21 protein-coding genes, 4 tRNA genes and 1 pseudogene are annotated in these 21,849 nt (G+C 53.2%); 24 read left to right on the top strand and 2 right to left on the bottom strand.

What is annotated here, in order from left to right:
* Window positions 1-13: 13 nt before the first annotated feature.
* The 17 genes from trxA (at window position 14) to N6P30_RS19675 (ending at window position 15,169) form a co-directional block, all read left to right on the top strand.
* Window positions 14-343 (top strand): thioredoxin TrxA, encoded by a 330-nt coding sequence (trxA, locus tag N6P30_RS19755; RefSeq protein WP_006179218.1) that lies wholly within the window; start codon window positions 14-16, stop codon window positions 341-343.
* A gap of 345 nt (window positions 344-688) precedes the next feature.
* Window positions 689-1,948: a transcription termination factor Rho gene (rho, locus tag N6P30_RS19750; protein WP_008501566.1), complete on the top strand. Its 1,260-nt coding sequence runs from the start codon at window positions 689-691 to the stop codon at window positions 1,946-1,948.
* A 238-nt stretch (window positions 1,949-2,186) separates the two neighbouring features.
* Complete coding sequence (wecA, locus tag N6P30_RS19745; protein ID WP_008501564.1) at window positions 2,187-3,290, top strand: UDP-N-acetylglucosamine--undecaprenyl-phosphate N-acetylglucosaminephosphotransferase; 1,104 nt, start codon at window positions 2,187-2,189, stop codon at window positions 3,288-3,290.
* A gap of 13 nt (window positions 3,291-3,303) precedes the next feature.
* Window positions 3,304-4,350 (top strand): ECA polysaccharide chain length modulation protein, encoded by a 1,047-nt coding sequence (gene wzzE / locus N6P30_RS19740; RefSeq protein WP_008501563.1) that lies wholly within the window; start codon window positions 3,304-3,306, stop codon window positions 4,348-4,350.
* A gap of 56 nt (window positions 4,351-4,406) precedes the next feature.
* A complete protein-coding gene (wecB, locus tag N6P30_RS19735) occupies window positions 4,407-5,537 on the top strand; it encodes a non-hydrolyzing UDP-N-acetylglucosamine 2-epimerase (protein ID WP_032664781.1) in 1,131 nt (376 codons plus the stop codon).
* Window positions 5,534-6,796: a UDP-N-acetyl-D-mannosamine dehydrogenase gene (wecC, locus tag N6P30_RS19730; protein ID WP_023293574.1), complete on the top strand. Its 1,263-nt coding sequence runs from the start codon at window positions 5,534-5,536 to the stop codon at window positions 6,794-6,796. The genes wecB and wecC overlap by 4 nt, the downstream gene beginning before the upstream one ends.
* Window positions 6,793-7,470, top strand: a complete 678-nt coding sequence (gene rffC, locus N6P30_RS19725) for a dTDP-4-amino-4,6-dideoxy-D-galactose acyltransferase (protein WP_023293573.1) — start codon at window positions 6,793-6,795, stop codon at window positions 7,468-7,470. The genes wecC and rffC overlap by 4 nt, the downstream gene beginning before the upstream one ends.
* A gap of 4 nt (window positions 7,471-7,474) precedes the next feature.
* Window positions 7,475-8,605: a dTDP-4-amino-4,6-dideoxygalactose transaminase gene (gene rffA, locus N6P30_RS19720; protein ID WP_008501559.1), complete on the top strand. Its 1,131-nt coding sequence runs from the start codon at window positions 7,475-7,477 to the stop codon at window positions 8,603-8,605.
* Between the two features lies 1 nt (window position 8,606).
* Window positions 8,607-9,857, top strand: a complete 1,251-nt coding sequence (wzxE, locus tag N6P30_RS19715) for a lipid III flippase WzxE (RefSeq protein ID WP_023293572.1) — start codon at window positions 8,607-8,609, stop codon at window positions 9,855-9,857.
* Window positions 9,854-10,933 (top strand): TDP-N-acetylfucosamine:lipid II N-acetylfucosaminyltransferase, encoded by a 1,080-nt coding sequence (locus N6P30_RS19710; protein WP_023293571.1) that lies wholly within the window; start codon window positions 9,854-9,856, stop codon window positions 10,931-10,933. The genes wzxE and N6P30_RS19710 overlap by 4 nt, the downstream gene beginning before the upstream one ends.
* On the top strand, window positions 10,930-12,282 hold the full coding sequence (gene wzyE / locus N6P30_RS19705; RefSeq protein ID WP_023293570.1) for an ECA oligosaccharide polymerase: 1,353 nt from the start codon (window positions 10,930-10,932) through the stop codon (window positions 12,280-12,282). The genes N6P30_RS19710 and wzyE overlap by 4 nt, the downstream gene beginning before the upstream one ends.
* 12 nt (window positions 12,283-12,294) lie before the next feature.
* Window positions 12,295-13,035 carry a lipopolysaccharide N-acetylmannosaminouronosyltransferase gene (wecG, locus tag N6P30_RS19700; protein WP_008501554.1) on the top strand — a complete coding sequence of 247 codons (741 nt, stop codon included), beginning with the start codon at window positions 12,295-12,297 and terminating at the stop codon, window positions 13,033-13,035.
* 197 nt (window positions 13,036-13,232) lie between these two features.
* Entirely contained in the window at window positions 13,233-14,618 is a 1,386-nt protein-coding gene (gene thrP / locus N6P30_RS19695; RefSeq protein ID WP_021242842.1) for a bifunctional threonine/serine APC transporter ThrP, read from the top strand.
* Between the two features lie 102 nt (window positions 14,619-14,720).
* Window positions 14,721-14,797: transfer RNA gene (locus tag N6P30_RS19690), tRNA-Arg, on the top strand.
* A 67-nt stretch (window positions 14,798-14,864) separates the two neighbouring features.
* Window positions 14,865-14,940 (top strand) — tRNA-His (locus N6P30_RS19685).
* Between the two features lie 21 nt (window positions 14,941-14,961).
* A tRNA-Leu gene (locus tag N6P30_RS19680) sits at window positions 14,962-15,047 on the top strand.
* Between the two features lie 45 nt (window positions 15,048-15,092).
* Window positions 15,093-15,169, top strand: a tRNA-Pro gene (locus N6P30_RS19675).
* A gap of 506 nt (window positions 15,170-15,675) precedes the next feature.
* On the opposite strand, the pseudogene N6P30_RS19670 reads toward N6P30_RS19675, so the two are convergent.
* A pseudogene (locus tag N6P30_RS19670) lies at window positions 15,676-16,200 on the bottom strand (MFS transporter); the annotation flags it as partial.
* Between the two features lie 289 nt (window positions 16,201-16,489).
* Window positions 16,490-17,011, bottom strand: a complete 522-nt coding sequence (locus N6P30_RS19665) for a helix-turn-helix domain-containing protein (protein WP_109862684.1) — start codon at window positions 17,009-17,011, stop codon at window positions 16,490-16,492.
* A gap of 184 nt (window positions 17,012-17,195) precedes the next feature.
* Between N6P30_RS19665 and N6P30_RS19660 the strand changes: the two genes are divergently transcribed.
* From N6P30_RS19660 to N6P30_RS19630, 7 genes are all read left to right on the top strand, one after another.
* On the top strand, window positions 17,196-17,432 hold the full coding sequence (locus N6P30_RS19660; protein ID WP_023277393.1) for a transcriptional regulator: 237 nt from the start codon (window positions 17,196-17,198) through the stop codon (window positions 17,430-17,432).
* Complete coding sequence (locus N6P30_RS19655) at window positions 17,429-19,414, top strand: transposase domain-containing protein (protein ID WP_392396899.1); 1,986 nt, start codon at window positions 17,429-17,431, stop codon at window positions 19,412-19,414. Before N6P30_RS19660 ends, N6P30_RS19655 begins: the two co-directional genes overlap by 4 nt.
* Window positions 19,415-19,509: 95 nt before the next feature.
* Window positions 19,510-20,448: an AAA family ATPase gene (locus N6P30_RS19650; protein WP_071445087.1), complete on the top strand. Its 939-nt coding sequence runs from the start codon at window positions 19,510-19,512 to the stop codon at window positions 20,446-20,448.
* A gap of 4 nt (window positions 20,449-20,452) precedes the next feature.
* Complete coding sequence (locus N6P30_RS19645) at window positions 20,453-20,692, top strand: hypothetical protein (RefSeq protein ID WP_109862682.1); 240 nt, start codon at window positions 20,453-20,455, stop codon at window positions 20,690-20,692.
* Window positions 20,693-20,694: 2 nt separating this feature from the next.
* Window positions 20,695-20,985, top strand: coding sequence for a hypothetical protein (locus N6P30_RS19640; protein WP_023277389.1), 291 nt, complete (start codon window positions 20,695-20,697; stop codon window positions 20,983-20,985).
* Between the two features lie 12 nt (window positions 20,986-20,997).
* Entirely contained in the window at window positions 20,998-21,249 is a 252-nt protein-coding gene (locus N6P30_RS19635) for a hypothetical protein (protein ID WP_023277388.1), read from the top strand.
* A gap of 7 nt (window positions 21,250-21,256) precedes the next feature.
* A complete protein-coding gene (locus tag N6P30_RS19630; RefSeq protein ID WP_057063585.1) occupies window positions 21,257-21,784 on the top strand; it encodes a host-nuclease inhibitor Gam family protein in 528 nt (175 codons plus the stop codon).
* Window positions 21,785-21,849: the final 65 nt, after the last annotated feature.

Raw genomic sequence — 21,849 nt, 5'->3', positions numbered from 1 at the left:
TGTGGAGTTATATATGAGCGATAAAATTATTCACCTGACTGACGACAGTTTTGACACGGACGTACTTAAGGCTGACGGGCTGATCCTCGTCGATTTCTGGGCTGAATGGTGTGGTCCTTGCAAAATGATCGCCCCGATTCTGGATGAGATCGCCGACGAATATCAGGGCAAACTGACCGTTGCCAAGCTGAACATCGACCAGAACCCGGGCACCGCACCAAAATACGGTATCCGTGGTATTCCGACCCTGCTGCTGTTCAAAAACGGCGAAGTGGCGGCGACCAAAGTGGGCGCGCTGTCCAAAGGTCAACTGAAAGAGTTCCTCGACGCTAACCTGGCGTAAGGTTTCTCCGCTGTGCGTTCAGAGCCCCCGGCTAAATGATTCGGAACTCTGGACGCCCGGCTGAAGTCGTGCTAAGTTAGCTATGACTTCGTTTTAAACATATCTTGTTGTTTGAATCTTGTTTTACCCGATACTTCCCGTTGTTAACATGAACAGTGCGTGAAGTGGCTAAATTCCGGGCTTGTCACTCAATCCGTCTTGTCGTTTCAGTTCTGCGTTCTTTCCCTGTGACCAGACAGCGAACAGACATGAGTTGATGGCCGCTAAACAGGCATGGATGACCCTGCCATACCATTCACAACATTAAGTTCGAGAATCACCCCGAGTTTAAGAACCCACACCATTATGAATCTTACCGAATTAAAGAATACGCCGGTTTCTGAGCTGATCACTCTCGGCGAAAATATGGGGCTGGAAAACCAGGCTCGTATGCGCAAGCAGGACATCATTTTCGCCATCCTGAAGCAGCACGCTAAGAGTGGCGAAGATATCTTTGGCGACGGTGTGCTGGAGATATTGCAAGACGGATTTGGTTTCCTCCGCTCTGCAGACAGCTCCTACCTCGCCGGCCCTGACGACATCTACGTATCCCCCAGCCAAATCCGCCGTTTCAACCTCCGCACTGGTGACACCATTTCAGGTAAGATTCGTCCTCCTAAAGAGGGTGAACGCTACTTTGCGCTGTTGAAAGTCAATGAAGTTAACTTCGATAAGCCAGAAAACTCGCGCAATAAGATCCTCTTTGAGAACTTAACGCCGCTGCACGCGAACTCTCGCCTGCGTATGGAGCGTGGTAACGGTTCTACCGAAGACTTAACCGCGCGCGTTCTGGATCTGGCCTCACCAATCGGTCGTGGTCAGCGTGGTCTGATTGTGGCGCCGCCAAAAGCGGGTAAAACCATGCTGCTGCAGAACATCGCGCAGAGCATTGCTTACAACCACCCTGACTGTGTGCTGATGGTGCTGCTGATTGACGAACGTCCGGAAGAAGTGACCGAGATGCAGCGTCTGGTTAAAGGTGAAGTGGTTGCTTCTACCTTCGACGAGCCAGCATCTCGCCACGTTCAGGTTGCGGAAATGGTTATCGAGAAGGCAAAACGCCTGGTTGAGCACAAGAAAGACGTGATCATCCTGCTCGACTCCATCACCCGTCTGGCGCGTGCCTACAACACCGTGGTCCCGGCGTCTGGTAAAGTCCTGACCGGTGGTGTGGATGCTAACGCCCTGCATCGTCCAAAACGTTTCTTCGGTGCTGCACGTAACGTCGAAGAGGGCGGCAGCCTGACCATCATCGCGACCGCGCTGATCGATACCGGCTCTAAGATGGACGAAGTTATCTACGAAGAGTTTAAAGGGACAGGCAACATGGAACTGCACCTCTCTCGTAAGATCGCTGAAAAACGCGTCTTCCCGGCTATCGACTACAACCGTTCCGGTACCCGTAAAGAAGAGCTGCTCACCACCCAGGAAGAGCTGCAGAAAATGTGGATCCTGCGCAAAATCATTCATCCAATGGGTGAAATCGACGCGATGGAGTTCCTCATTAACAAACTGGCAATGACCAAAACCAACGACGATTTCTTCGACATGATGAAACGCTCGTAACGCAAATAAAGCCAGCGAACGCCACGTTTTTACGTGGCGTTTTTCTTTTATGGACTATACGCTAGTACCACCTACTCCCAATTTTGACGTGTAGGTGCGACAATAAGACGATTCGTAGAGTAAAAACATTAATAGCTTGAATAATATACAAATGAGGTCACAAGAGGTTTACTTTTACCTTCGGGCTATGAGCCTTCGTGGTTATACTTCCGAGACTAACATTTGTTGAGAATCCATTGTGAACCTATTCGATACGTTTACTGATCTAACCAGTATTTTTTTATTCACCACCTGTTTTCTGTTTATTGCGCGTAAGGTGGCGAAATACGTGGGGTTAGTGGATAAACCCAACTTCCGGAAGCGTCATCAGGGCATGATCCCCCTGGTGGGTGGTATTTCCGTTTTTGCCGGCATTTGCTATGCCTTCGCAATTGCTAACTACTATGTCCCACATGTCAAATTATATCTGATGTGTTCAACGGTACTGGTCATCGTCGGCGCGCTTGACGATCGTTATGACATCAGCGTTAAAATCCGCGCCTTTGTGCAGGCGGCAGTTGGCATTGCCATGATGGTCTCAGCAAAACTCTACTTGAGTAGCCTGGGCTATATTTTTGGCTCGTGGGAGATGGTGCTCGGCCCGTTCGGCTATTTTCTGACGCTTTTCGCCGTATGGGTTGCTATAAATGCCTTCAACATGGTCGATGGTATTGATGGCTTGCTGGGGGGACTCTCCTGCGTCTCGTTTGCCGCGATCGGTTTTATTTTGTGGTTTGACGGTCAATATAGTCTTGCTATGTGGTGCTTCGCCATGATTGCCGCCATCCTGCCTTATATCCTGTTAAACCTCGGTGCGCTGGGGCGTCGCTATAAAGTCTTTATGGGTGATGCGGGCAGCACACTCATTGGGTTTACCGTCATCTGGATTTTGCTGGAAACGACTCAGGGGCAAGTCCATCCTATCAGCCCTGTCACCGCGTTGTGGATTATCGCAATCCCGTTAATGGATATGGTTGCGATTATGTATCGCCGCTTGCGCAAAGGAATGAGTCCCTTCTCAGCCGACCGACAGCATATTCATCATTTGATCATGCGCGCTGGATTCACCTCCCGGCAGGCATTTGTTTTGATAACCGTGGCGGCCGCCATCCTTGCGGGAGTGGGTGTTGCCGCGGAGTATGCTCATTTTGTGCCAGAATGGGTTATGTTGGCATTATTTTTGCTAGCGTTTTTCCTTTACGGCTACTGCATTAAGCGCGCATGGAAAGTAGCGCGGTTCATTAAACGTATTAAACGCAGGATGCGTCGTAACAGTGGCAAAAACACAACATTAACTAAGTAAAACCGGGACTATGATGACTCAACCGTTGGCGGGAGCGAAATCAGTGGTAACTGAGAATGAACTGGATATTCGGGGTTTGTTTCGCGTGTTATGGGCAGGCAAACTTTGGATTGCGGGGATCGCGCTGGGGTTTGCACTGTTAGCGCTGGCCTATACGTTCTTTGCAAAACAAGAGTGGAGCGCCACGGCAATCACTGACAAACCAACGGTTAACATGCTTGGGGGGTTCTATTCCCAACAGCAATTCCTGCGAAACCTGGATATCAAAGCTAACCTCGCCACGCCAGATCAGGTCTCCGTTATGGATGAGGCCTATAAAGAGTTTGTGATGCAACTGGCTTCGTGGGATACGCGCCGCGACTTCTGGTCCCAGACGGATTACTACAAGCAGCGTCGGGTTGATAACACCAAAGCCGATGCCGCTCTGCTGGACGATCTGATTAACAATATACAATTTATGCCGGGCGACGCCCTGCGTAACGTGAATGACAGCGTCAAGCTGATTGCAGAAACCGCGCCGGACGCCAACAACCTGCTGCGTCAGTATGTCGCGTTTGCCAGCCAGCGTGCCGCAAGCCATCTTAACGAAGAGCTTAAAGGCGCCTGGTCGGCTCGCACCATCCAGATGAAAGCACAGGTGAAACGTCAGGAAGAGGTGGCTAAAGCGATTTTCGCTCGCCGTGTACACAATATTGAGCAGGCGCTGAAAATTGCGGAACAGCACAATATTTCCCGTACTGAAACGGACGTGCCGGCTGATGAACTGCCTGATTCAGAGATGTTCCTCCTTGGCCGCCCCATGTTGCAGGCACGTCTGGAAAACCTTCAGGCCGTCGGTCCTGATTTTGACCTCGATTACGATCAAAATCGCGCGATGCTCAATACGCTTAATGTCGGTCCATCTCTGGACCCGCGTTTTCAGACCTATCGTTATTTGCGAACGCCTGAAGAACCTGTAAAACGCGATAGTCCGCGTCGTGCATTCCTGATGATCATGTGGGGGATTGTAGGCGCACTGACGGGCGCTGGCGTGGCGTTAACGCGTCGTCGCACAAACTAAGAATGCCGTCTACGATGAAGGCTGCGGCCTTCATCGCCTAATCGAAGAGAATCGATGTGAAAGTACTAACCGTATTTGGCACCAGGCCGGAGGCCATTAAGATGGCACCTCTGGTTCATGCGCTGGCCAGCGATCCTGATATTGAAGCGAAAGTGTGCGTCACGGCCCAGCACCGTGAGATGCTCGATCAGGTGTTAACGCTCTTTTCCATCGTCCCGGATTACGACCTCAATATTATGAAACCGGGGCAAGGATTGACGGAGATAACCTGTCGCATTCTGCAAGAGCTGAAGCCTATCCTGGAGTCATTCAAGCCTGACGTGGTGCTGGTACACGGCGACACCACCACGACCGTGGCGACTAGCCTGGCCGCGTTTTACCAGCGAATTCCCGTGGGGCATGTTGAGGCGGGTCTGCGTACCGGCAATCTTTATTCGCCGTGGCCGGAGGAGGCCAACCGCACGCTAACGGGCCACCTGGCGATGTATCACTTTGCGCCTACGGAAAACTCGCGTCAGAACCTGCTGCGTGAAAATATCGCCGATAACAAAATCTTTGTGACCGGCAATACGGTCATCGATGCGTTAATTTGGGTACGTGACCGGGTCCTGGCAAACCACGAGCTTAAGAACGAACTCGCTGCTCGCTATCCATTCCTGCACAACGGCAAAAAAACCATTCTGGTCACCGGCCACCGTCGCGAAAGCTTTGGCCGGGGTTTTGAGCAAATCTGTCACGCGCTGGCTGAAATCGCGGCGCAGAACGACGACGTGCAGATTGTCTATCCGGTCCATCTCAATCCTAACGTCAGCGAGCCGGTTAACCGCATCCTGGGCCATATCAAAAATGTCATTCTGATTGAACCTCAGGACTATCTGCCGTTTGTCTGGCTGATGAACCATGCCTGGCTGATCCTTACCGATTCCGGCGGCATTCAGGAAGAAGCGCCTTCTCTTGGCAAACCGGTGCTGGTGATGCGTGAAACCACCGAACGTCCGGAAGCGGTCAAAGCCGGTACGGTGCGTCTGGTCGGCACCAACGCGGAACTCATCGTCGAAGAGGTCACGCGCCTTCTGCATGACGACGAAACGTATCAGGCGATGAGCCGGGCCCATAATCCGTATGGGGACGGGCAGGCTTGTGGCCGTATTTTGCATGCACTTAAACACAATCAGGTATCGCTATGAGTTTTACTACCCTCTCTGTCATTGGTCTTGGCTACATTGGCTTGCCCACCGCGGCGGCGTTTGCCTCTCGTCAGAAACAGGTTGTCGGTGTGGATATCAACGCCCGTGCGGTGGAAACCATTAACCGTGGCGAGATTCATATTGTCGAGCCCGATCTTGACCGCGTGGTGAAAGAGGCGGTGGAGGGCGGCTTCCTGCGCGCCAGTACCACGCCCGTTGAAGCGGATGCTTACCTGATTGCCGTTCCAACGCCCTTTAAAGGTGACCACGAGCCCGACATGGTCTACGTCGAGGCGGCGGCAAAGTCCATTGCCCCTGTGCTGAAGAAAGGGGCGCTGGTGATTCTGGAATCAACTTCTCCGGTCGGTGCTACCGAGCAGATGGCGCAGTGGCTGGCCGACGCGCGCCCTGATTTAAGCTTCCCGCAACAGGCGGGGGAGCAGGCGGATATCAACATCGCCTACTGTCCGGAGCGCGTGCTACCGGGCCAGGTCATGGTCGAACTGATAAAAAACGACCGCGTCATTGGCGGTATGACGCCCGTCTGTTCCGAGCGCGCCAGCGCGCTGTACAAGATTTTCCTGGAAGGCGAGTGTGTGGTGACAAACTCCCGCACCGCCGAGATGTGCAAGCTGACGGAAAACAGCTTCCGTGACGTTAATATCGCCTTTGCGAACGAACTGTCGCTGATTTGCGCCGATCAGGGGATTAACGTCTGGGAGTTGATTAGCCTGGCGAATCGCCATCCGCGTGTAAACATTCTCCAGCCAGGCCCGGGCGTGGGTGGACACTGCATCGCCGTCGATCCGTGGTTTATTGTGGCTCAGAATCCGGCGCAGGCGCGCCTGATTCGCACCGCGCGTGAAGTGAACGACAGCAAACCTCACTGGGTGCTCAATCAGGTCAAAACCACGGTAGCGGATTGTCTGGCAGAGAGCGGAAAGCGCGCCAGCGAGCTGAAAATTGCCTGCTTTGGTCTGGCCTTCAAACCCAACATTGACGACCTGCGCGAAAGCCCGGCAATGGAAATTGCTCAGATGATTGCCGAATGGCACAAGGGTGAAACGCTGGTGGTTGAGCCGAATATCCATGAGTTGCCGGCAAAACTGGCGGGGCACTGCACGCTGGCTGCGCTGGATGAGGCGCTGGCGACGGCGGACGTGCTGGTGCTGCTGGTGGATCATAAAGCGTTTAAAGCGACGTCCGGTGATGCGGTGCGTCAGAAGTATGTGGTTGATACCAAAGGTGTCTGGCGTTGAACAGCCTGAACGGGGTACTTGAGCCCCTGCAGTGGGAGAGTGCCTTTTTCGGCCTGCCGTCGGCCATTGTGCGTCTGCGCGATAATGCGCCGGTACTGGCTGAATCGGATTTCATCGCCTGGCAACGGATTCAGGCGAAGATCCCGGCGGACCGTACCGACCTGCTTGATGCGCTCCAGCAACGCGGCTTTCAGCTGGTGGAAGGTGAGGCAGACCTTTCCATAACCCTCACCCGGCATGATGCGCCCGGTGCGGAAATGGCAACCGAACAGGATATTCCCGTGCTGCGTCAGATGGCGGCCCGGGCGTTTGCGCAGAGCCGCTTTCGTGCGCCCTGGTACGCACCTGACGATAGTGGACGTTTCTATGCCCAGTGGATAGAGAATGCGGTTAAAGGCACCTTTGACCACGTCTGCCTGGTTTTCCGCGCAGGGGACGGTCAACTCCAGGGGTTCGTCTCGCTTCGCAAGCTCAACGTGCGCGAGGCGCGTATTGGCTTATTAGCCGGGCGCGGCATGGGTGAGAAACTTATGCAGGCGGCGCTGCACTGGGCGCAGCAGCAGCAGGTTGAGACGCTGCGGGTGGCGACCCAGGTGGGCAACACCGCCGCGCTTAAACGTTATATTGCGAGTGGTGCCAACATCGACGCCACCGCCTACTGGTTATACAGGTGACAAGATGATTCCATTTAACGCACCACCCGTCGTGGGAACGGAACTCGACTATATGCAGTCTGCCATGGGCAGCGGCAAACTCTGCGGTGACGGCGGTTTCACCCGTCGCTGTCAGCAGTGGATGGAACAGCGTTTTCGCAGCGCCAAAGTACTGCTGACCCCGTCCTGTACGGCATCGCTGGAAATGGCCGCACTGCTGCTGGATATCCAGCCCGGCGATGAAGTGATCATGCCGAGCTACACCTTCGTTTCCACGGCGAATGCGTTTGTCCTGCGCGGGGCGAAAATCGTCTTTGTGGATATCCGCCCGGATACCATGAACATTGATGAGACGCTGATTGAAGCGGCGATCACCGACAAAACGCGCGCGATCGTGCCGGTTCACTACGCAGGTGTGGCCTGTGAAATGGACACCATCATGGCCATCGCCAAAAAACATAACCTGTTTGTGGTGGAAGATGCCGCGCAGGGCGTGATGTCGACCTACAAGGGACGCGCGCTGGGCACCATCGGCCACATCGGCTGCTTTAGCTTCCACGAAACCAAAAACTACACGGCAGGTGGAGAGGGTGGCGCGACGCTGATTAACGACCGGGCGCTCGTGGAGCGTGCGGAAGTGATCCGCGAAAAAGGCACCAACCGCAGCCAGTTCTTCCGTGGCCAGGTAGACAAATATACCTGGCGCGATATTGGCTCCAGCTATCTGATGGCGGATCTGCAGGCCGCGTACCTGTGGGCGCAGCTGGAAGCCGCGGATCGCATCAACCTGCAGCGTCTCTCCCTGTGGCAAACCTATTACGATGCGCTGGAACCTCTGGCCAAAGCCGGGCGTATTGCACTGCCAACGATTCCGGCGGATTGCGTCCACAACGCGCACATGTTCTACATCAAGCTGCGCGATAACGACGACCGCAGCGAGCTCATCGCCTGGCTGAAAGAAGCCGAAATTATGGCGGTGTTCCACTATATCCCGCTGCACTCCAGTCCGGCGGGCGAAGCGTTTGGAACATTCGCGGGTGAAGACCGTTACACCACCAAAGAAAGTGAGCGGTTGCTTCGTCTGCCACTGTTCTACAACCTCGCGCCAGTTAACCAGCGTACGGTGATTAATACCCTCCTGAGTTATTTCGGCTGATATGTCTCTGGCAAAAGCATCGGTGTGGACCGCCGCGTCCACGCTTGTAAAAATTGGGGCCGGGCTGTTGGTCGTCAAGCTCCTGGCCGTCTCATTTGGCCCGTCAGGAGTGGGGCTGGCGGGTAATTTCCGTCAGCTTGTCACCGTCCTTGGCGTGCTGGCCGGTGCCGGTATCTTCAACGGCGTCACCAAATACGTTGCGCAGTATCATGATGATGCGGCCCAGCTTCGGAGGGTCGTGGGCACCTCGTCGGCGATGGTCACGGGTTTTTCGACCCTGATGGCGATCATCTTTCTGCTGGCGGCGGCGCCCATCAGCCAGGGATTATTCGGTCACACCCACTATCAGGGGCTGGTGCGTCTGGTCGCATTGGTTCAGATGGGGATTGCCTGGGCTAACCTGCTGCTGGCGCTGATGAAAGGGTTTCGTGATGCTGCCGGAAACGCGATTGCGTTAATCCTGGGCAGCGTTATCGGCGTGATTGCCTATTATTTCTGCTATCGCCTGGGGGGCTACGAAGGCGCGCTGCTGGGGCTGGCGCTGGTTCCGGCGCTGGTGGTTGTGCCTGCGGCATTTATGCTGATGCGTCGGGGCGTCATTCCGCTGAGCTACCTGAAACCGCAATGGGACTCGATGCTTGCCAGCCAACTGGGTAAATTTACCCTGATGGCGCTCATCACCTCCGTCACGCTGCCGGTGGCCTACGTGATGATGCGAAACCTGCTGGCGGCGCACTATAGCTGGGATGAGGTCGGGATCTGGCAGGGCGTAAGCAGTATTTCCGATGCCTATCTTCAGTTTATTACGGCTTCCTTTAGCGTTTACCTGCTGCCAACCCTGTCGCGCCTGACGTCCAGACAGGACATAACGCGCGAGATTTTCCGATCGCTGCGCTTTGTATTGCCGGCCGTCGCGGCTGCCAGCTTTACCGTCTGGTTATTGCGCGATGTCGCCATCTGGCTGCTGTTCTCGGCGAAGTTCACCGCCATGCGCGATCTCTTTGCCTGGCAGCTGGTGGGTGATGTACTGAAAGTGGGGGCTTACGTTTTCGGCTATCTGGTGATCGCGAAAGCGTCCCTTCGGCTCTATATCCTGGCGGAAATTAGCCAGTTTGTTTTACTGACGGCATTTTCACACTGGCTGATACCCACGCACGGTGCGCTGGGGGCGGCCCAGGCCTACATGGCAACCTATATCGTTTATTTCGCCGCCTGTTGCGGTGTATTTTTATTGTGGCGTAAACGCGCATGACTGCACTGATTCACATCCTGGGATCGGATATCCCACACCATAACCAGACCGTTTTGCGGTTCTTCAACGACGAGCTGGCATCGGGAGATCCTGATGCGCGTGAGTTTATGGTTGCAGGTCAGGATAAGGGCCTGAGCGAGGCGTTTCCGGCACTGACGATTCGCTTCTGGCCGGATAAGGCCTCACTGGCGAAGGCGGTGGTTGCCAAAGCCAAAGCTGATCGTAAGCAACGTTTCTTTTTCCACGGGCAGTTCAATACCGGCCTGTGGCTGGCGCTTCTCAGCGGAGGGATTAAACCCTCCCAGTGCAGCTGGCATATCTGGGGAGCCGATCTTTATGAAGTCTCCCGCGGCTGGAAATTCCGTCTTTTTTATCCCCTGCGCCGCATGGCTCAGGGGCGCGTAGGCTGCGTTTTTGCTACCCGCGGCGATCTCAACTATTTTGCTAAACAGCACCCGAACGTGCGCGGCGAGTTGCTCTATTTCCCCACCCGCATGGATCCGGCGCTGAATGCCATGGCGAATGACGCGGTGCGAGAAGGCAAGCTGACGATTCTGGTGGGGAATTCCGGCGATCGCAGTAACGCACATGTCGCGGCGCTCAGGGCGGTGCATCAGCAGTTTGGCGACACGGTGAACGTGGTGGTGCCGATGGGCTATCCCGCCAACAACAGCGCCTATATCGACGAGGTTCGTCAGCAGGGGCTGGCGCTGTTTAGCGCTGAAAATCTGCACATCCTCAGCGATAAGCTGGAATTTGATGACTATCTTGCGCTGCTGAGAAAATGCGATCTCGGTTATTTCATCTTTGCCCGGCAGCAGGGGATTGGCACGCTGTGCCTGCTGATTCAGGCAGGTGTACCGTGCGTGCTCAACCGCGACAACCCGTTCTGGCAGGACATGGCCGAGCAGCATATTCCGGTACTGTTTACCTCAGACACGCTGAATGTCGAGGTGGTACGTGAAGCTCAACGTCAGCTCACGCTGGTGGATAAAAACAGCATCGATTTTTTCAGCCCGAATTATCTCACGCCGTGGCACCGCGCGCTGCGTATCGCTGCAGGAGATAAAGCATGAGTCAGTTGCAATTCAGCGGCTTACTGGTTGTCTGGCTTCTGAGCAGCCTGTTTATCGCCACGCTCACCTGGTTTGAATTCCGGCGCGTGCGCTTCAACTTTAACGTATTCTTCTCGTTACTGTTTCTGCTGACGTTCTTTTTCGGCTTCCCGTTGACCAGCATACTGGTCTTCCGTTTTGACGTGAGCGTCGCGCCGCCGGACATTCTGCTCCAGGCGCTTCTGGCGGCGACCTGCTTCTATGCGGTCTACTACGTCACGTATAAAACGCGTCTGCGTTCAGCGCAGGCTGCAGCCCCACGCCGGGCGCTCTTTACCATGAATCGGGTGGAAACCCACCTGACATGGGTGATGCTGATGACTATCGCCTTGGTCAGCGTTGGCATCTTCTTCATGCATAACGGCTTCCTGCTTTTTAAACTCCACTCCTACAGCCAGATTTTTTCGGCAGAAGTCTCGGGCGTGGCGCTTAAGCGTTTCTTCTACTTCTTCATTCCGGCGATGCTGGTGATCTTCTTCCTGCGCCAGGACAGCAAAGCGTGGCTGTTCTTCCTGGTCAGTACCGTCGCATTTGGCATCCTGACCTACATGATTGTGGGCGGTACGCGCGCGAACATCATCATCGCCTTCGCGATCTTCCTGTTTATCGGCATTATCCGCGGCTGGATCTCGCTCTGGATGCTGGTTGCAGCAGGCGTGTTTGGCATTGTGGGAATGTTCTGGCTGGCGCTAAAGCGCTACGGGATGAACGTGGCGGGTGATGAGGCGTTTTACACGTTCCTTTACCTCACGCGCGATACGTTCTCGCCATGGGAAAACCTGGCACTGCTGCTGCAAAATTACGACAAGATTGATTTCCAGGGGCTGGCGCCGATTGTTCGCGACTTCTACGTCTTTATCCCTTCCTGGCTATGGCCGGACCGTCCTGGCGTGGTGCTGAATACGGCGAATTACTTCACCTGGGAAGTGCTGAACAACCATTCCGGTCTGGCAATTTCTCCTACGCTGCTCGGTTCCCTGGTGGTGATGGGCGGGGCGTGGTTCATTCTCCCCGGAGCGGTTGCCGTGGGGCTGATTATCAAGTGGTTCGACTGGCTTTACCTGCGTGGCAATGAAGAGACCAACCGCTATAAAGCGGCCATTTTGCACAGTTTCTGCTTTGGTGCCATTTTCAATATGATCGTTCTGGCGCGCGAAGGTCTGGACTCGTTCGTTTCGCGCGTGGTGTTCTTCATGGTCGTTTTCGGCATCTGCCTGTTACTGGCCAAACTGTTGTACTGGCTGTTTGACAGCGCCGGGCTTGTGCACAAGCGCGAGCGGCAGGGCAGCACAACGCTGTCTCAAGTCTGAGTAAGGATAGTAATGACTGATAGAATTTCTGCACCGCGCTATGCGCTACGTGGTCTGCAGCTGATTGGCTGGCGCGACATGCAGCACGCGCTGGATTTTCTGTTCGCCGACGGCCAGATGAAATCCGGTACGCTGGTGGCCATCAACGCGGAAAAGATGCTGGCGGTTGAGGATAACGCGGAAGTCAAAAGCCTGATAGACGCGGCCGAATTTAAATACGCGGACGGGATCAGCGTGGTTCGCTCTATCCGTAAAAAGTATCCTGACGCTAATGTTTCCCGCGTGGCGGGTGCCGATCTCTGGGAGCAGCTTATGGCCCGCGCAGGCGCGCAGGGAACGCCCGTGTTCCTGATTGGCGGGAAGCCGGAGATACTGGCCCAGACGGAAGAGAAACTGCGTCGTCAATGGAATGTTAATATTGTCGGCAGCCAGGATGGTTACTTCAAACCGGAAGATCGGCAGGCGCTGTTTGAGCGCGTTCGTGACAGCGGGGCGAAGATTGTCACCGTGGCGATGGGGTCCCCGCGCCAGGAGATCCTGATGCGTGACTGTCGTCTGGTCTGCCCGGATGCCCTCTACATGGGCGTTGGCGGCACATATGACGTCTTTACCGGCCACGTCAAGCGTGCGCCAGCGGTCTGGCAACATCTGGGGCTGGAGTGGTTGTATCGCCTGCTATCGCAGCCGACACGCATTAAACGACAGATCCGTCTGCTTCGCTACCTCGCCTGGCATTACACCGGGAAAATGTAATCAAAATGTAGCGCGATATGCTATTCGCGCTGCAACTCGCCTGCAAAACTGCTGATAATCTGTGCAATGCATTCATTTTTTTTATGCATCGTTTGCCATTTGGCACATTTTAAGAAACCATTCGCTCCGTATTTTAGTCCCCCTAAAAAACAATACCCGGTCTTAAGTCGGGAAACAGCAAACACAATCGAGGATCTATGGCAGAGAAAAAACAGGAGCTACAGCGTGGGCTGGAAGCTCGTCATATTGAACTGATAGCGCTGGGCGGCACTATCGGCGTGGGCCTGTTTATGGGCTCCGCAAGCACGCTCAAGTGGGCAGGCCCTTCCGTATTACTGGCGTACATTATTGCCGGGCTGTTTGTTTTCTTCATCATGCGTTCCATGGGCGAAATGCTCTTCCTGGAGCCGGTAACCGGCTCCTTCGCCGTTTACGCGCACCGGTATATGAGCCCCTTTTTCGGCTACCTGACAGCCTGGTCATACTGGTTCATGTGGATGGCGGTGGGCATCTCCGAGATCACCGCGATAGGGGTCTATGTCCAGTTCTGGTTCCCGGACATGGCCCAGTGGATACCCGCGCTTATTGCCGTGGGGCTGGTGGCGCTGGCAAACCTGGCCGCCGTGCGTCTTTATGGTGAGATCGAGTTCTGGTTCGCGATGATTAAAGTCACCACCATCATCGTGATGATTGTTGTTGGCCTGGGCGTGATTTTCTTCGGCTTTGGCAACGGTGGACACGCTATCGGTTTCGGTAACCTGACCGAAAACGGCGGCTTCTTCGCCGGCGGCTGGAAGGGTTTCCTGACGGCGCTGTGTATCGTTGTGGCTTCGTATCAGGGCGTGGAGCTGATCGGTATTACTGCCGGTGAAGCGAAAAATCCGCAGGTCACGCTGCGTAGCGCGGTGGGCAAAGTGCTGTGGCGCATCCTGATTTTCTATGTGGGCGCGATCTTCGTTATCGTAACCATCTTCCCGTGGAACGAAATTGGCACGACGGGTAGCCCGTTTGTTTTAACCTTTGCCAAAATTGGTATCACGGCGGCGGCGGGCATCATTAACTTTGTGGTCCTGACGGCAGCGCTGTCAGGGTGTAACAGCGGGATGTACAGCTGTGGGCGTATGCTCTATGCGCTCTCGAAGAATAACCAGCTGCCTGCGGCGATGAGCAAAGTGTCACGTGCTGGCGTGCCGGTGGCGGGCGTGGCGGTTTCGATTGCGATCCTGCTGATTGGCTCTTGCCTGAATTACATCATTCCCAATCCGCAGCGGGTGTTCGTTTACGTCTACAGCGCCAGCGTCCTGCCGGGCATGGTGCCGTGGTTTGTTATCCTCATCAGCCAGCTGCGTTTCCGTCATGCGCATAAAAAGGCGATTGAAAGCCATCCGTTCCGTTCAATTCTGTTCCCGTATGCGAACTATTTAACGATGGCGTTCCTGATTTGCGTATTAATCGGAATGTACTTTAATGAAGATACCCGCATGTCGCTGTTTGTCGGGATGATCTTCCTGGCCGCTGTAACGGCTGCCTATAAGCTTTTTGGTCTCGGTCGCCGTGCCACCACGCAGAAAGTGGAGGAATAAGCGGCAAAATGTGCAAACGATAACCAAACGCGCATTTTTTTCAAAAAAGCACTAGACAGCGGGGACGGAGGTACGTAATATCCAGCCCCGCAACGGCGCTAAGCGCCCGTAGCTCAGCTGGATAGAGCGCTGCCCTCCGGAGGCAGAGGTCTCAGGTTCGAATCCTGTCGGGCGCGCCATTTTAGTCCCGGCGCTAGAGCTGCGGTGGTCTGAGAAGTAGTCAGTACCGCGTGAAAGAATACAGTGGTGGCTATAGCTCAGTTGGTAGAGCCCTGGATTGTGATTCCAGTTGTCGTGGGTTCGAATCCCATTAGCCACCCCATTATTGAAAGAGTTGTGAATTGCGAAGGTGGCGGAATTGGTAGACGCGCTAGCTTCAGGTGTTAGTGTCCTTAGGATGTGGGGGTTCGAGTCCCCCCCCTCGCACCACGACTTTTTAAATGAATTGAACTAAAAATTCAAAAAGCAGTACATCGGCGAGTAGCGCAGCTTGGTAGCGCAACTGGTTTGGGACCAGTGGGTCGGAGGTTCGAATCCTCTCTCGCCGACCAATTTTGAACCCCGCTTAGGCGGGGTTTTTTGTTTTGTGCCACTTTTCACCCCTGTAGTGATTCCCCGACAGCGCCCTGTTTCATTGTCGCGATTCAGCGACATATAATGCATTGAAAATAAACATATTTACTATCCATAGGTTTTGCTGTCTCCTCCTGGCGACATATTTCTGCGTTGACCGATATGTTGTAGCGATTAAGACGACGCTTAACAGCATAATTTCCTTTTATCTTAAAATGTTGCGTCATGTAAAAGTTCTGCGTGTCATGTTGGCACGTTACGTGCAATAATATGCGTGTAGATGCTCATTCCATCTCTTATGTTCGCCTTCGTGCCTCATAAACTCCGGAATGACGCAGAGCCATTTACGGTGCTTATCGTCCACTGACAGATGTCGCTTCGGCCTCATCAGACACCATGGACATAACGTTGAGTGAAGCACCAAATATGTTGTCTTACAGACCTGTTTTAACGCCTGCTTTTATAGCAGGCGTTTTTTTATGCCTTATTCCCGATACCGGCGCACGATCAGGGCAACCATCACCAGGGCCGCTGACGAGACAGCATAGAGTGCGGCTACTGAGCCAAACCCGGCAGCCACTGCCGCTGCGATGCCGGTGAAGAGAGAGGCGCTGAGCGTTTGCCAGCGCCAGGCTTTACCACTGGCCGAAGCGGTTTGCGTAATATGAAAACTACTGAGAACGCCAAACGTCCCGGCCGCGAACAGAACATTCGAAGCCAGATGCGCGATAAAGATCATCCCCAGCGCACATGCCATCCACCCGGACAACAACGGCAGCATTCCATAAGCGGCCAGAAAGATGCCGAGACAAACGATGATGCGTGGCGTGCGAGCGGCAAAGCGCGTCAGGCTCTCTTTTTTTAGCAACATGGGGCCGCAAAGCTGTCCCAGGCTCCTTGCGAAAAGCAGCGGCAAAGCAAGGCCCGCCGCATCCTGAGGATGGAGTTGCTGTGCCAGTGCCGGAAGCAGTGCCATGGCCGGCGAGCCGGCGGCCGCCAGCGCTGGCAGTGATGGGTGACAGGGATATATGGATCAAACGGAGTAACCGGAAACAACCGGGAGTTCGTGGGAACAAACGGGAGGAAGCCAAGAGTGGCGAGGCTTAAGAGTAGGTAAAGCTAGTCAACTGGTAGAAAACCACCCAATATGACAATTTTAGATCGTTCGACATCAAAGCTAAAAAAGTGTCATATATAGTTAGATCGTACCGCCGACTGTTTAATGGGATTTAAATTCGGCTTAAAACGTTATCACATGGAGGTTTAAAACAAAGCCAGCCAATCGGACATTTCTGTAATCAGCCAGCTTTGTTTTGCGTCCTTACGTTCGACGCTGAGCTATCTTTTTCAACGGAATTACGTTGCTCGAAAATCTCTTTGCTCTTGACTTCATCATCAACTAACACCATTGGCATTAATCCTTTCAACCCATTGTTTTTAAAAATCATTATCGCCTTTTCTTTTTCCTCGTAAGACATTAGATCAAAAATTGCTCTTAGCTGAGTTTCTATCTGTTCCAGATTAGGATGATATACTTCTGTTGTGTGCGAATATTTATTCTCATTATGCGTGGTGGGATTCGCATCACCTTCCGCACTCAGGAACCATCCTATAGGCTTTTGTGCTGCCTCCGCAATCATAGCTAAGCGGTCCAGTGACGGGTACGTTTTCTCATTCATATAGTTCCGCAGAACCGTATCGGAAAGGCCGCACCTACTAGCAAACCCTCTAATTGACTCGTTACCGATAGCCTCAGCTAATTTATCTTTGAAGCGAATTTTTCTTAGCCAATCAAAAAACTGTTTCGAATTATCGTCCATAAAATCACCTAGATAACGCTAACTAATTGAATAAGTGGTGCAATTATTTAATCGCACAACCCTGCCATGTTGCGAATAAAAGATTGCAAAAGACTTTACATGCGAATTTTTATTCGCTATCTTTTTACACGTAAAGGTGAACAGTTTAGTTCACCGCAACGAGTAAATATTTAAGGATCGCAGAATGATGACCAAAAGCCAAGACTGGCACCCGGAAGACATCAAAGCAGCGATTAGAAAACGCGGAATGACGACCAGTCAGTTATCCCGTTGTCATGGGTTAGCGGAATCAACATTACGTAACGTATTCCGTCACCACTGGCCCAAAGGGGAGAAAATTATCGCTGACTTTCTCAACATGGAGCCATCAGAGATATGGCCTTCGCGTTATCAGAATCTGACTGTTAAAGAGGTTGCATGATGGAGTTTTGGGTATCAGTGAAAGAATGTGTTGGCGTCTGTGGTTTCCCACAGGCTGAATCTAATGCGCGGAAAAAACTTGAGGATCTGGTTTGCGGTCGCAGTGAGCTACGCCGCAAACGTGCCGGAACCAAAGCATTTGAATACCACATATCAGTATTGCCACCAGAAGTTCGTGCTGAATTGCTGGCTACCCGTGGGCTGATTGAAACCTCATCTGGCCTCATTACTCTGCCGAGAGAGCCGGAACGTGTGGCGGCTGATGATCTTGATCGCCAGCGTCTCTGGTCAGCATGGGAGAAAGCGACCGGCGAACAGCGCCTGCATGCAGAGCGTCGCACGAAAGCTGCTGCGCTGGTGGCAGAGTTGATGGCGTCAGGTGTTGGCAATCGCAAGGCGATTACTCTGGCCGCGAAGCAATTACAGATTAGTGAAGGAACGCTTCGCAATTTGTACTACAAAGTGAAGGACTTCAGCCCTGACCTCTGGGGACCTGTACTGCTCGATCGCCGCGTCCGCGAAAAACGCGTGACAGGACGTTCGGCTGAAATCTCTGATGATGCCTGGCAATTCTTCCTGGGCGATTATCTGCGCAACGAAGCCCCGTTTTTCTCCAAATGCTACGAACGGCTGGAAATCGCCGCAGAAACACATGGCTGGACCATACCGGCTGAACGTACCCTGCGTCGTAAGCTGGAACGTGAAGTTGATCCGCGCATTGTCGTTGCCACCCGTGAAGGTGAAAACGCCCTTGCGCAGATGCACCCGTCACAACAGCGCACCGTCGCGCAGTTGCATGCAATGGAATGGATTAACGGTGACGGTTATCAGCACAACGTGTTTGTCCGCTGGTTTAACGGTGAAATCATCCGTCCTAAAACATGGTTCTGGCAGGATGTCCACAGCCGCAAAATTGTCGGCTGGCGGGCTGATGTATCAGAAAACAGCGACAGTATTCGCCTGTCACTCATGGATACGCTGAAAACCTACGGGAAACCACAACACATCACGATAGACAACACCCGTGCAGCGGCGAACAAATGGTTGTCTGGTGGCGTTCCTAACCGCTATCGGTTCAAAGTCCGTGAAGATGACCCTATGGGGATCATCCCTCTGCTGGGTATCAAGCTGCACTGGACTGGCGTTATCGGTGGTAAAGGCTGGGGCCAGGCTAAACCCGTAGAACGTGCCTTTGGTGTGGGTGGCCTGGGTGAATACATTGATAAACACCCGGCACTGGCTGGCGCATTTGCCGGTGAAAATGTCAGTTCCAAACCAGAGAACTATGGCAGCCGCGCCGTTGATGTTGAGACCTTTATGGAAATTATCAGTGAAGGTGTCGCCATGTTTAACAGGAAGACCCAGCGTAAAACGGAAATGTGTCGGGGTGAACTGTCCTTCGATCAGGCTTTTGAACAAAGCTACAGCCAGGCTGTGATCACCCGTTTAACTGAAGAACAAATCCGCCAGTTCATGCTGCCGGCAGAGTCGGTTCGCGTGAAACCCACCGGAGAATTCACGATGGAAAGCGGCGGCTCCCTGTTTGGCCGCAAGAACACCTACTGGAGTGAGCAACTTGTCAGCCATCGCTCCCGCAAAATTACAGTCCGTTTTGACCCGCGTAACCTTCACAGTGAAGTAGCCTGTTACGACCTTGATGGCCGATTCCTCTGTATGGCGGAATGTCGCGCCGCAGTGGCGTTTGGTGATACCGAGGCTGGTCGTGAACACAACCGCGCCCGTCGCGAAATGATGCGCAGCACCAAAAAAGCAGCGAAGGCACTAAACCGCATGACAGCGATCGAAGTTAATGACCTGCTACCGAAGACAGAACATGCGGAGTTACCGGAACGTCATGTTGTTGAGCGCGTATTCAATATGGGTAATACCGTCAGACGTGTGCAGGAAATGCAAGACACGCAAACCGAGAATGACGTGATTTTTCAGACATTCGTTAATAAAGCAAAGCAGTCGCAGAAATAAAAAAAGCGACGTTGCGAGCGCCGCTTTGAATTAAGTGAATCAGTTTTAACACCTGATTAAGTACAGGCCATTCGAAAAATACAGGATTAATAATCATGACGCAAATTAACCATGATGTTGTGCGTAGTGCCATTCGTGAATTAATTGACAGCAAGGCGATTTCAGGCGCAGCTCTGGCACGTGAGACGGGCACCTCAACGGCTACGGTGTCTCAGTTTCTGAACGGGAAATATAAGGGTGATAACGATACTGTTGCCGCCAGTCTGAATACCTGGCTGGAAAGCCACACCGCTGCGAAAACCTCGCTGCCCGTGGCTCCGGATTTCGTTGAAACACCGACCTCACAAAAAATTCTCGCCACCCTGACGTGGGCACAACTGGCCGGAACGATTGTGCTGGTATACGGCAATCCTGGCGTCGGTAAAACAAAAGCCATCAGACAGTATGCCGCGACAGGCAACAACGTCTGGCATATCACCGCCAGCAAGTCCCGCAGCAACGAACTGGAAACGCTGTACGAACTGGCGCTGAAAATGGGGATTGCTGATGCACCATACCGTCGGGGCGCATTGTCCCGTCTGTTACGCCAGCGTCTGCCGGATACGCGTGGTCTGATTGTCGTGGATGAAGCTGACTGGCTGAGTCTGGATGCCGTTGAAGAATTGCGAATTCTCCAGGAGGAATGCGGCGTTGGTCTGGCGCTGGTCGGAAACCATAAAGTCTACGACCGTCTGACAGGGGGGCAACGCAGTGTGGACTTTGCCCGTCTGTTTTCCCGCGTCTCTAAAAAGTACGTCATCAATACCGTATCAGCCGGTGATGTGGACAGTTTTTGCGATGCCTGGCAGGTCAGCGGACAGGAGGAACGGAAACTGTTGAAGATGATCGCCCGTCGTCCCGGTGCTCTCCGTTCTCTGTCTCACATCCTCCCGCTGGCGGGGATTTACGCACAGGGTAAGGGTGAGACCATCGGTACATCACACATCCAGTCTGCGATGCTGGAACTGGGTCACAGCAATCTGAACGAGGAATAACGCCATGATTACTGAACGTATTGCAGAACACATCAGCATGGCTGAGGCGGCGCAAAACTGGCTTCGCTCCCGTGGTAGCCGTGTCACTGACTTTCGGGTTTTCATGCGTCGCCCGTTACTGGAGATTGTCTGCCCACCAACAGAGCTGGTGCGTAGTGCATCCCGTATATCGGAAACACACAACGGCGGCACCCGCTCCGTCTGGGTAGCCAGTCTGGAAGGTTGCCGGATTATCTGGAGGTAAGTATGGGCTGGAGTACGGGGAGAGCATGGTCACGTGAAGAACTCCGCATTCTTGAACAGAACGCGGGAAAGGTAAGTGTAAGCGGTCTGGCACTGCAACTGGGGCGCTCTAAACAGTCAGTGCAGAATTGCGCCATTCGGCAGGGCCTTTCGCTACGCATCAGAGCGGGAAATGAAGACGACGCATATTTGTGTCGTGAACTTTACAGGGAGGGACTGACCATATCGGTTATCGCCGAAAAAATGGAAATGTCTCGCAGTCAGGTATTTAACATTATTTATAAAGGTAATTAATGGAGGTGTGAGATGGCTAAACAGGTAATCACCATTATTCTCGAGGATGATGCGGTAATTAAAAACGGGGAAATGGTTAAAACCGGTGAGAACTCAGGAAAGCTCGCTATCAGTTTTCACCTTAACAACGCCAATGATGATGGTTCATTTTCGTATCTGGTTGCGGAAGGACTGTCAGCTATTTTTCCAATGGCTATCCAGCAGGTCACTGAATTTGCAAAACAGAAAGTTGATCTGGATAACCGTAAAATTATTAAACACTGAGGTTTATATGAAAGCACCCAAAAAGCCCCGCGCAAAATCAGCCGCTGCTGTCGCCGTTCCTCAATGCCGCGATGACGTAATCAGCGACATCCGCAAGATTGGCGATATTACCCGTGTCATTCTGCGCCGTGAAACGGAACTGAATGACAAAATAGCGGCCCTGACAAATGATGTTGCGCCCGGCATTGAAGCGCTTAAAAAAGAGCTTGCGCGTTTGCAGGCTGGCGTTCAGACATGGTGTGAAGCCAACCGTGCAGAGCTGACCAAAGACGGCAAGACCAAGACTGCTAACCTGACAACGGGTGAGGTCCGCTGGCGTAAACGGCCACCCAGCGTCACTATTCGCAAAGTTGAAGATGTTATTGCGTTACTCAAGAAGTTCAGTCTGGGTAAATTTCTTCGCAATAAAGAGGAAATTAATAAAGAAGCAATTCTTGCATCACCGAATGAAGTTAAGGGAATTGCAGGGATATCCATTAAATCAGATGTTGAGGATTTTGAAATAATCCCATTTGAACAAACAGTCACTGACTAATTAACTGCCTTCAGTTTCCAATATTTTAATACGGCATGCCTGCCGGGGCTTCGTGCACCCGCAGG

It is taken from the genome of Enterobacter sp. PL1 (genome assembly GCF_945957325.1).
In the GTDB taxonomy this organism is placed as follows: Bacteria; Pseudomonadota; Gammaproteobacteria; order Enterobacterales; family Enterobacteriaceae; genus Enterobacter; species Enterobacter roggenkampii.
This window is presented reverse-complemented; position numbering and strand designations above follow the sequence as displayed.

Coding starts and splice junctions, on each gene's coding strand:
- N6P30_RS19660 (WP_023277393.1), top strand. CDS start 17,196: ATGATGACCAAAAGCCAAGACTGGCACCCGGAAGACATCAAAGCAGCG.
- N6P30_RS19630 (WP_057063585.1), top strand. CDS start 21,257: ATGAAAGCACCCAAAAAGCCCCGCGCAAAATCAGCCGCTGCTGTCGCC.
- rho (WP_008501566.1), top strand. CDS start 689: ATGAATCTTACCGAATTAAAGAATACGCCGGTTTCTGAGCTGATCACT.
- rffA (WP_008501559.1), top strand. CDS start 7,475: ATGATTCCATTTAACGCACCACCCGTCGTGGGAACGGAACTCGACTAT.
- N6P30_RS19710 (WP_023293571.1), top strand. CDS start 9,854: ATGACTGCACTGATTCACATCCTGGGATCGGATATCCCACACCATAAC.
- wecG (WP_008501554.1), top strand. CDS start 12,295: ATGACTGATAGAATTTCTGCACCGCGCTATGCGCTACGTGGTCTGCAG.
- N6P30_RS19635 (WP_023277388.1), top strand. CDS start 20,998: ATGGCTAAACAGGTAATCACCATTATTCTCGAGGATGATGCGGTAATT.
- N6P30_RS19665 (WP_109862684.1), bottom strand. CDS start 17,011: ATGGACGATAATTCGAAACAGTTTTTTGATTGGCTAAGAAAAATTCGC.
- trxA (WP_006179218.1), top strand. CDS start 14: ATGAGCGATAAAATTATTCACCTGACTGACGACAGTTTTGACACGGAC.
- wzzE (WP_008501563.1), top strand. CDS start 3,304: ATGACTCAACCGTTGGCGGGAGCGAAATCAGTGGTAACTGAGAATGAA.
- wzxE (WP_023293572.1), top strand. CDS start 8,607: ATGTCTCTGGCAAAAGCATCGGTGTGGACCGCCGCGTCCACGCTTGTA.
- N6P30_RS19655 (WP_392396899.1), top strand. CDS start 17,429: ATGATGGAGTTTTGGGTATCAGTGAAAGAATGTGTTGGCGTCTGTGGT.
- thrP (WP_021242842.1), top strand. CDS start 13,233: ATGGCAGAGAAAAAACAGGAGCTACAGCGTGGGCTGGAAGCTCGTCAT.
- wecC (WP_023293574.1), top strand. CDS start 5,534: ATGAGTTTTACTACCCTCTCTGTCATTGGTCTTGGCTACATTGGCTTG.
- N6P30_RS19640 (WP_023277389.1), top strand. CDS start 20,695: ATGGGCTGGAGTACGGGGAGAGCATGGTCACGTGAAGAACTCCGCATT.
- N6P30_RS19645 (WP_109862682.1), top strand. CDS start 20,453: ATGATTACTGAACGTATTGCAGAACACATCAGCATGGCTGAGGCGGCG.
- wzyE (WP_023293570.1), top strand. CDS start 10,930: ATGAGTCAGTTGCAATTCAGCGGCTTACTGGTTGTCTGGCTTCTGAGC.
- N6P30_RS19650 (WP_071445087.1), top strand. CDS start 19,510: ATGACGCAAATTAACCATGATGTTGTGCGTAGTGCCATTCGTGAATTA.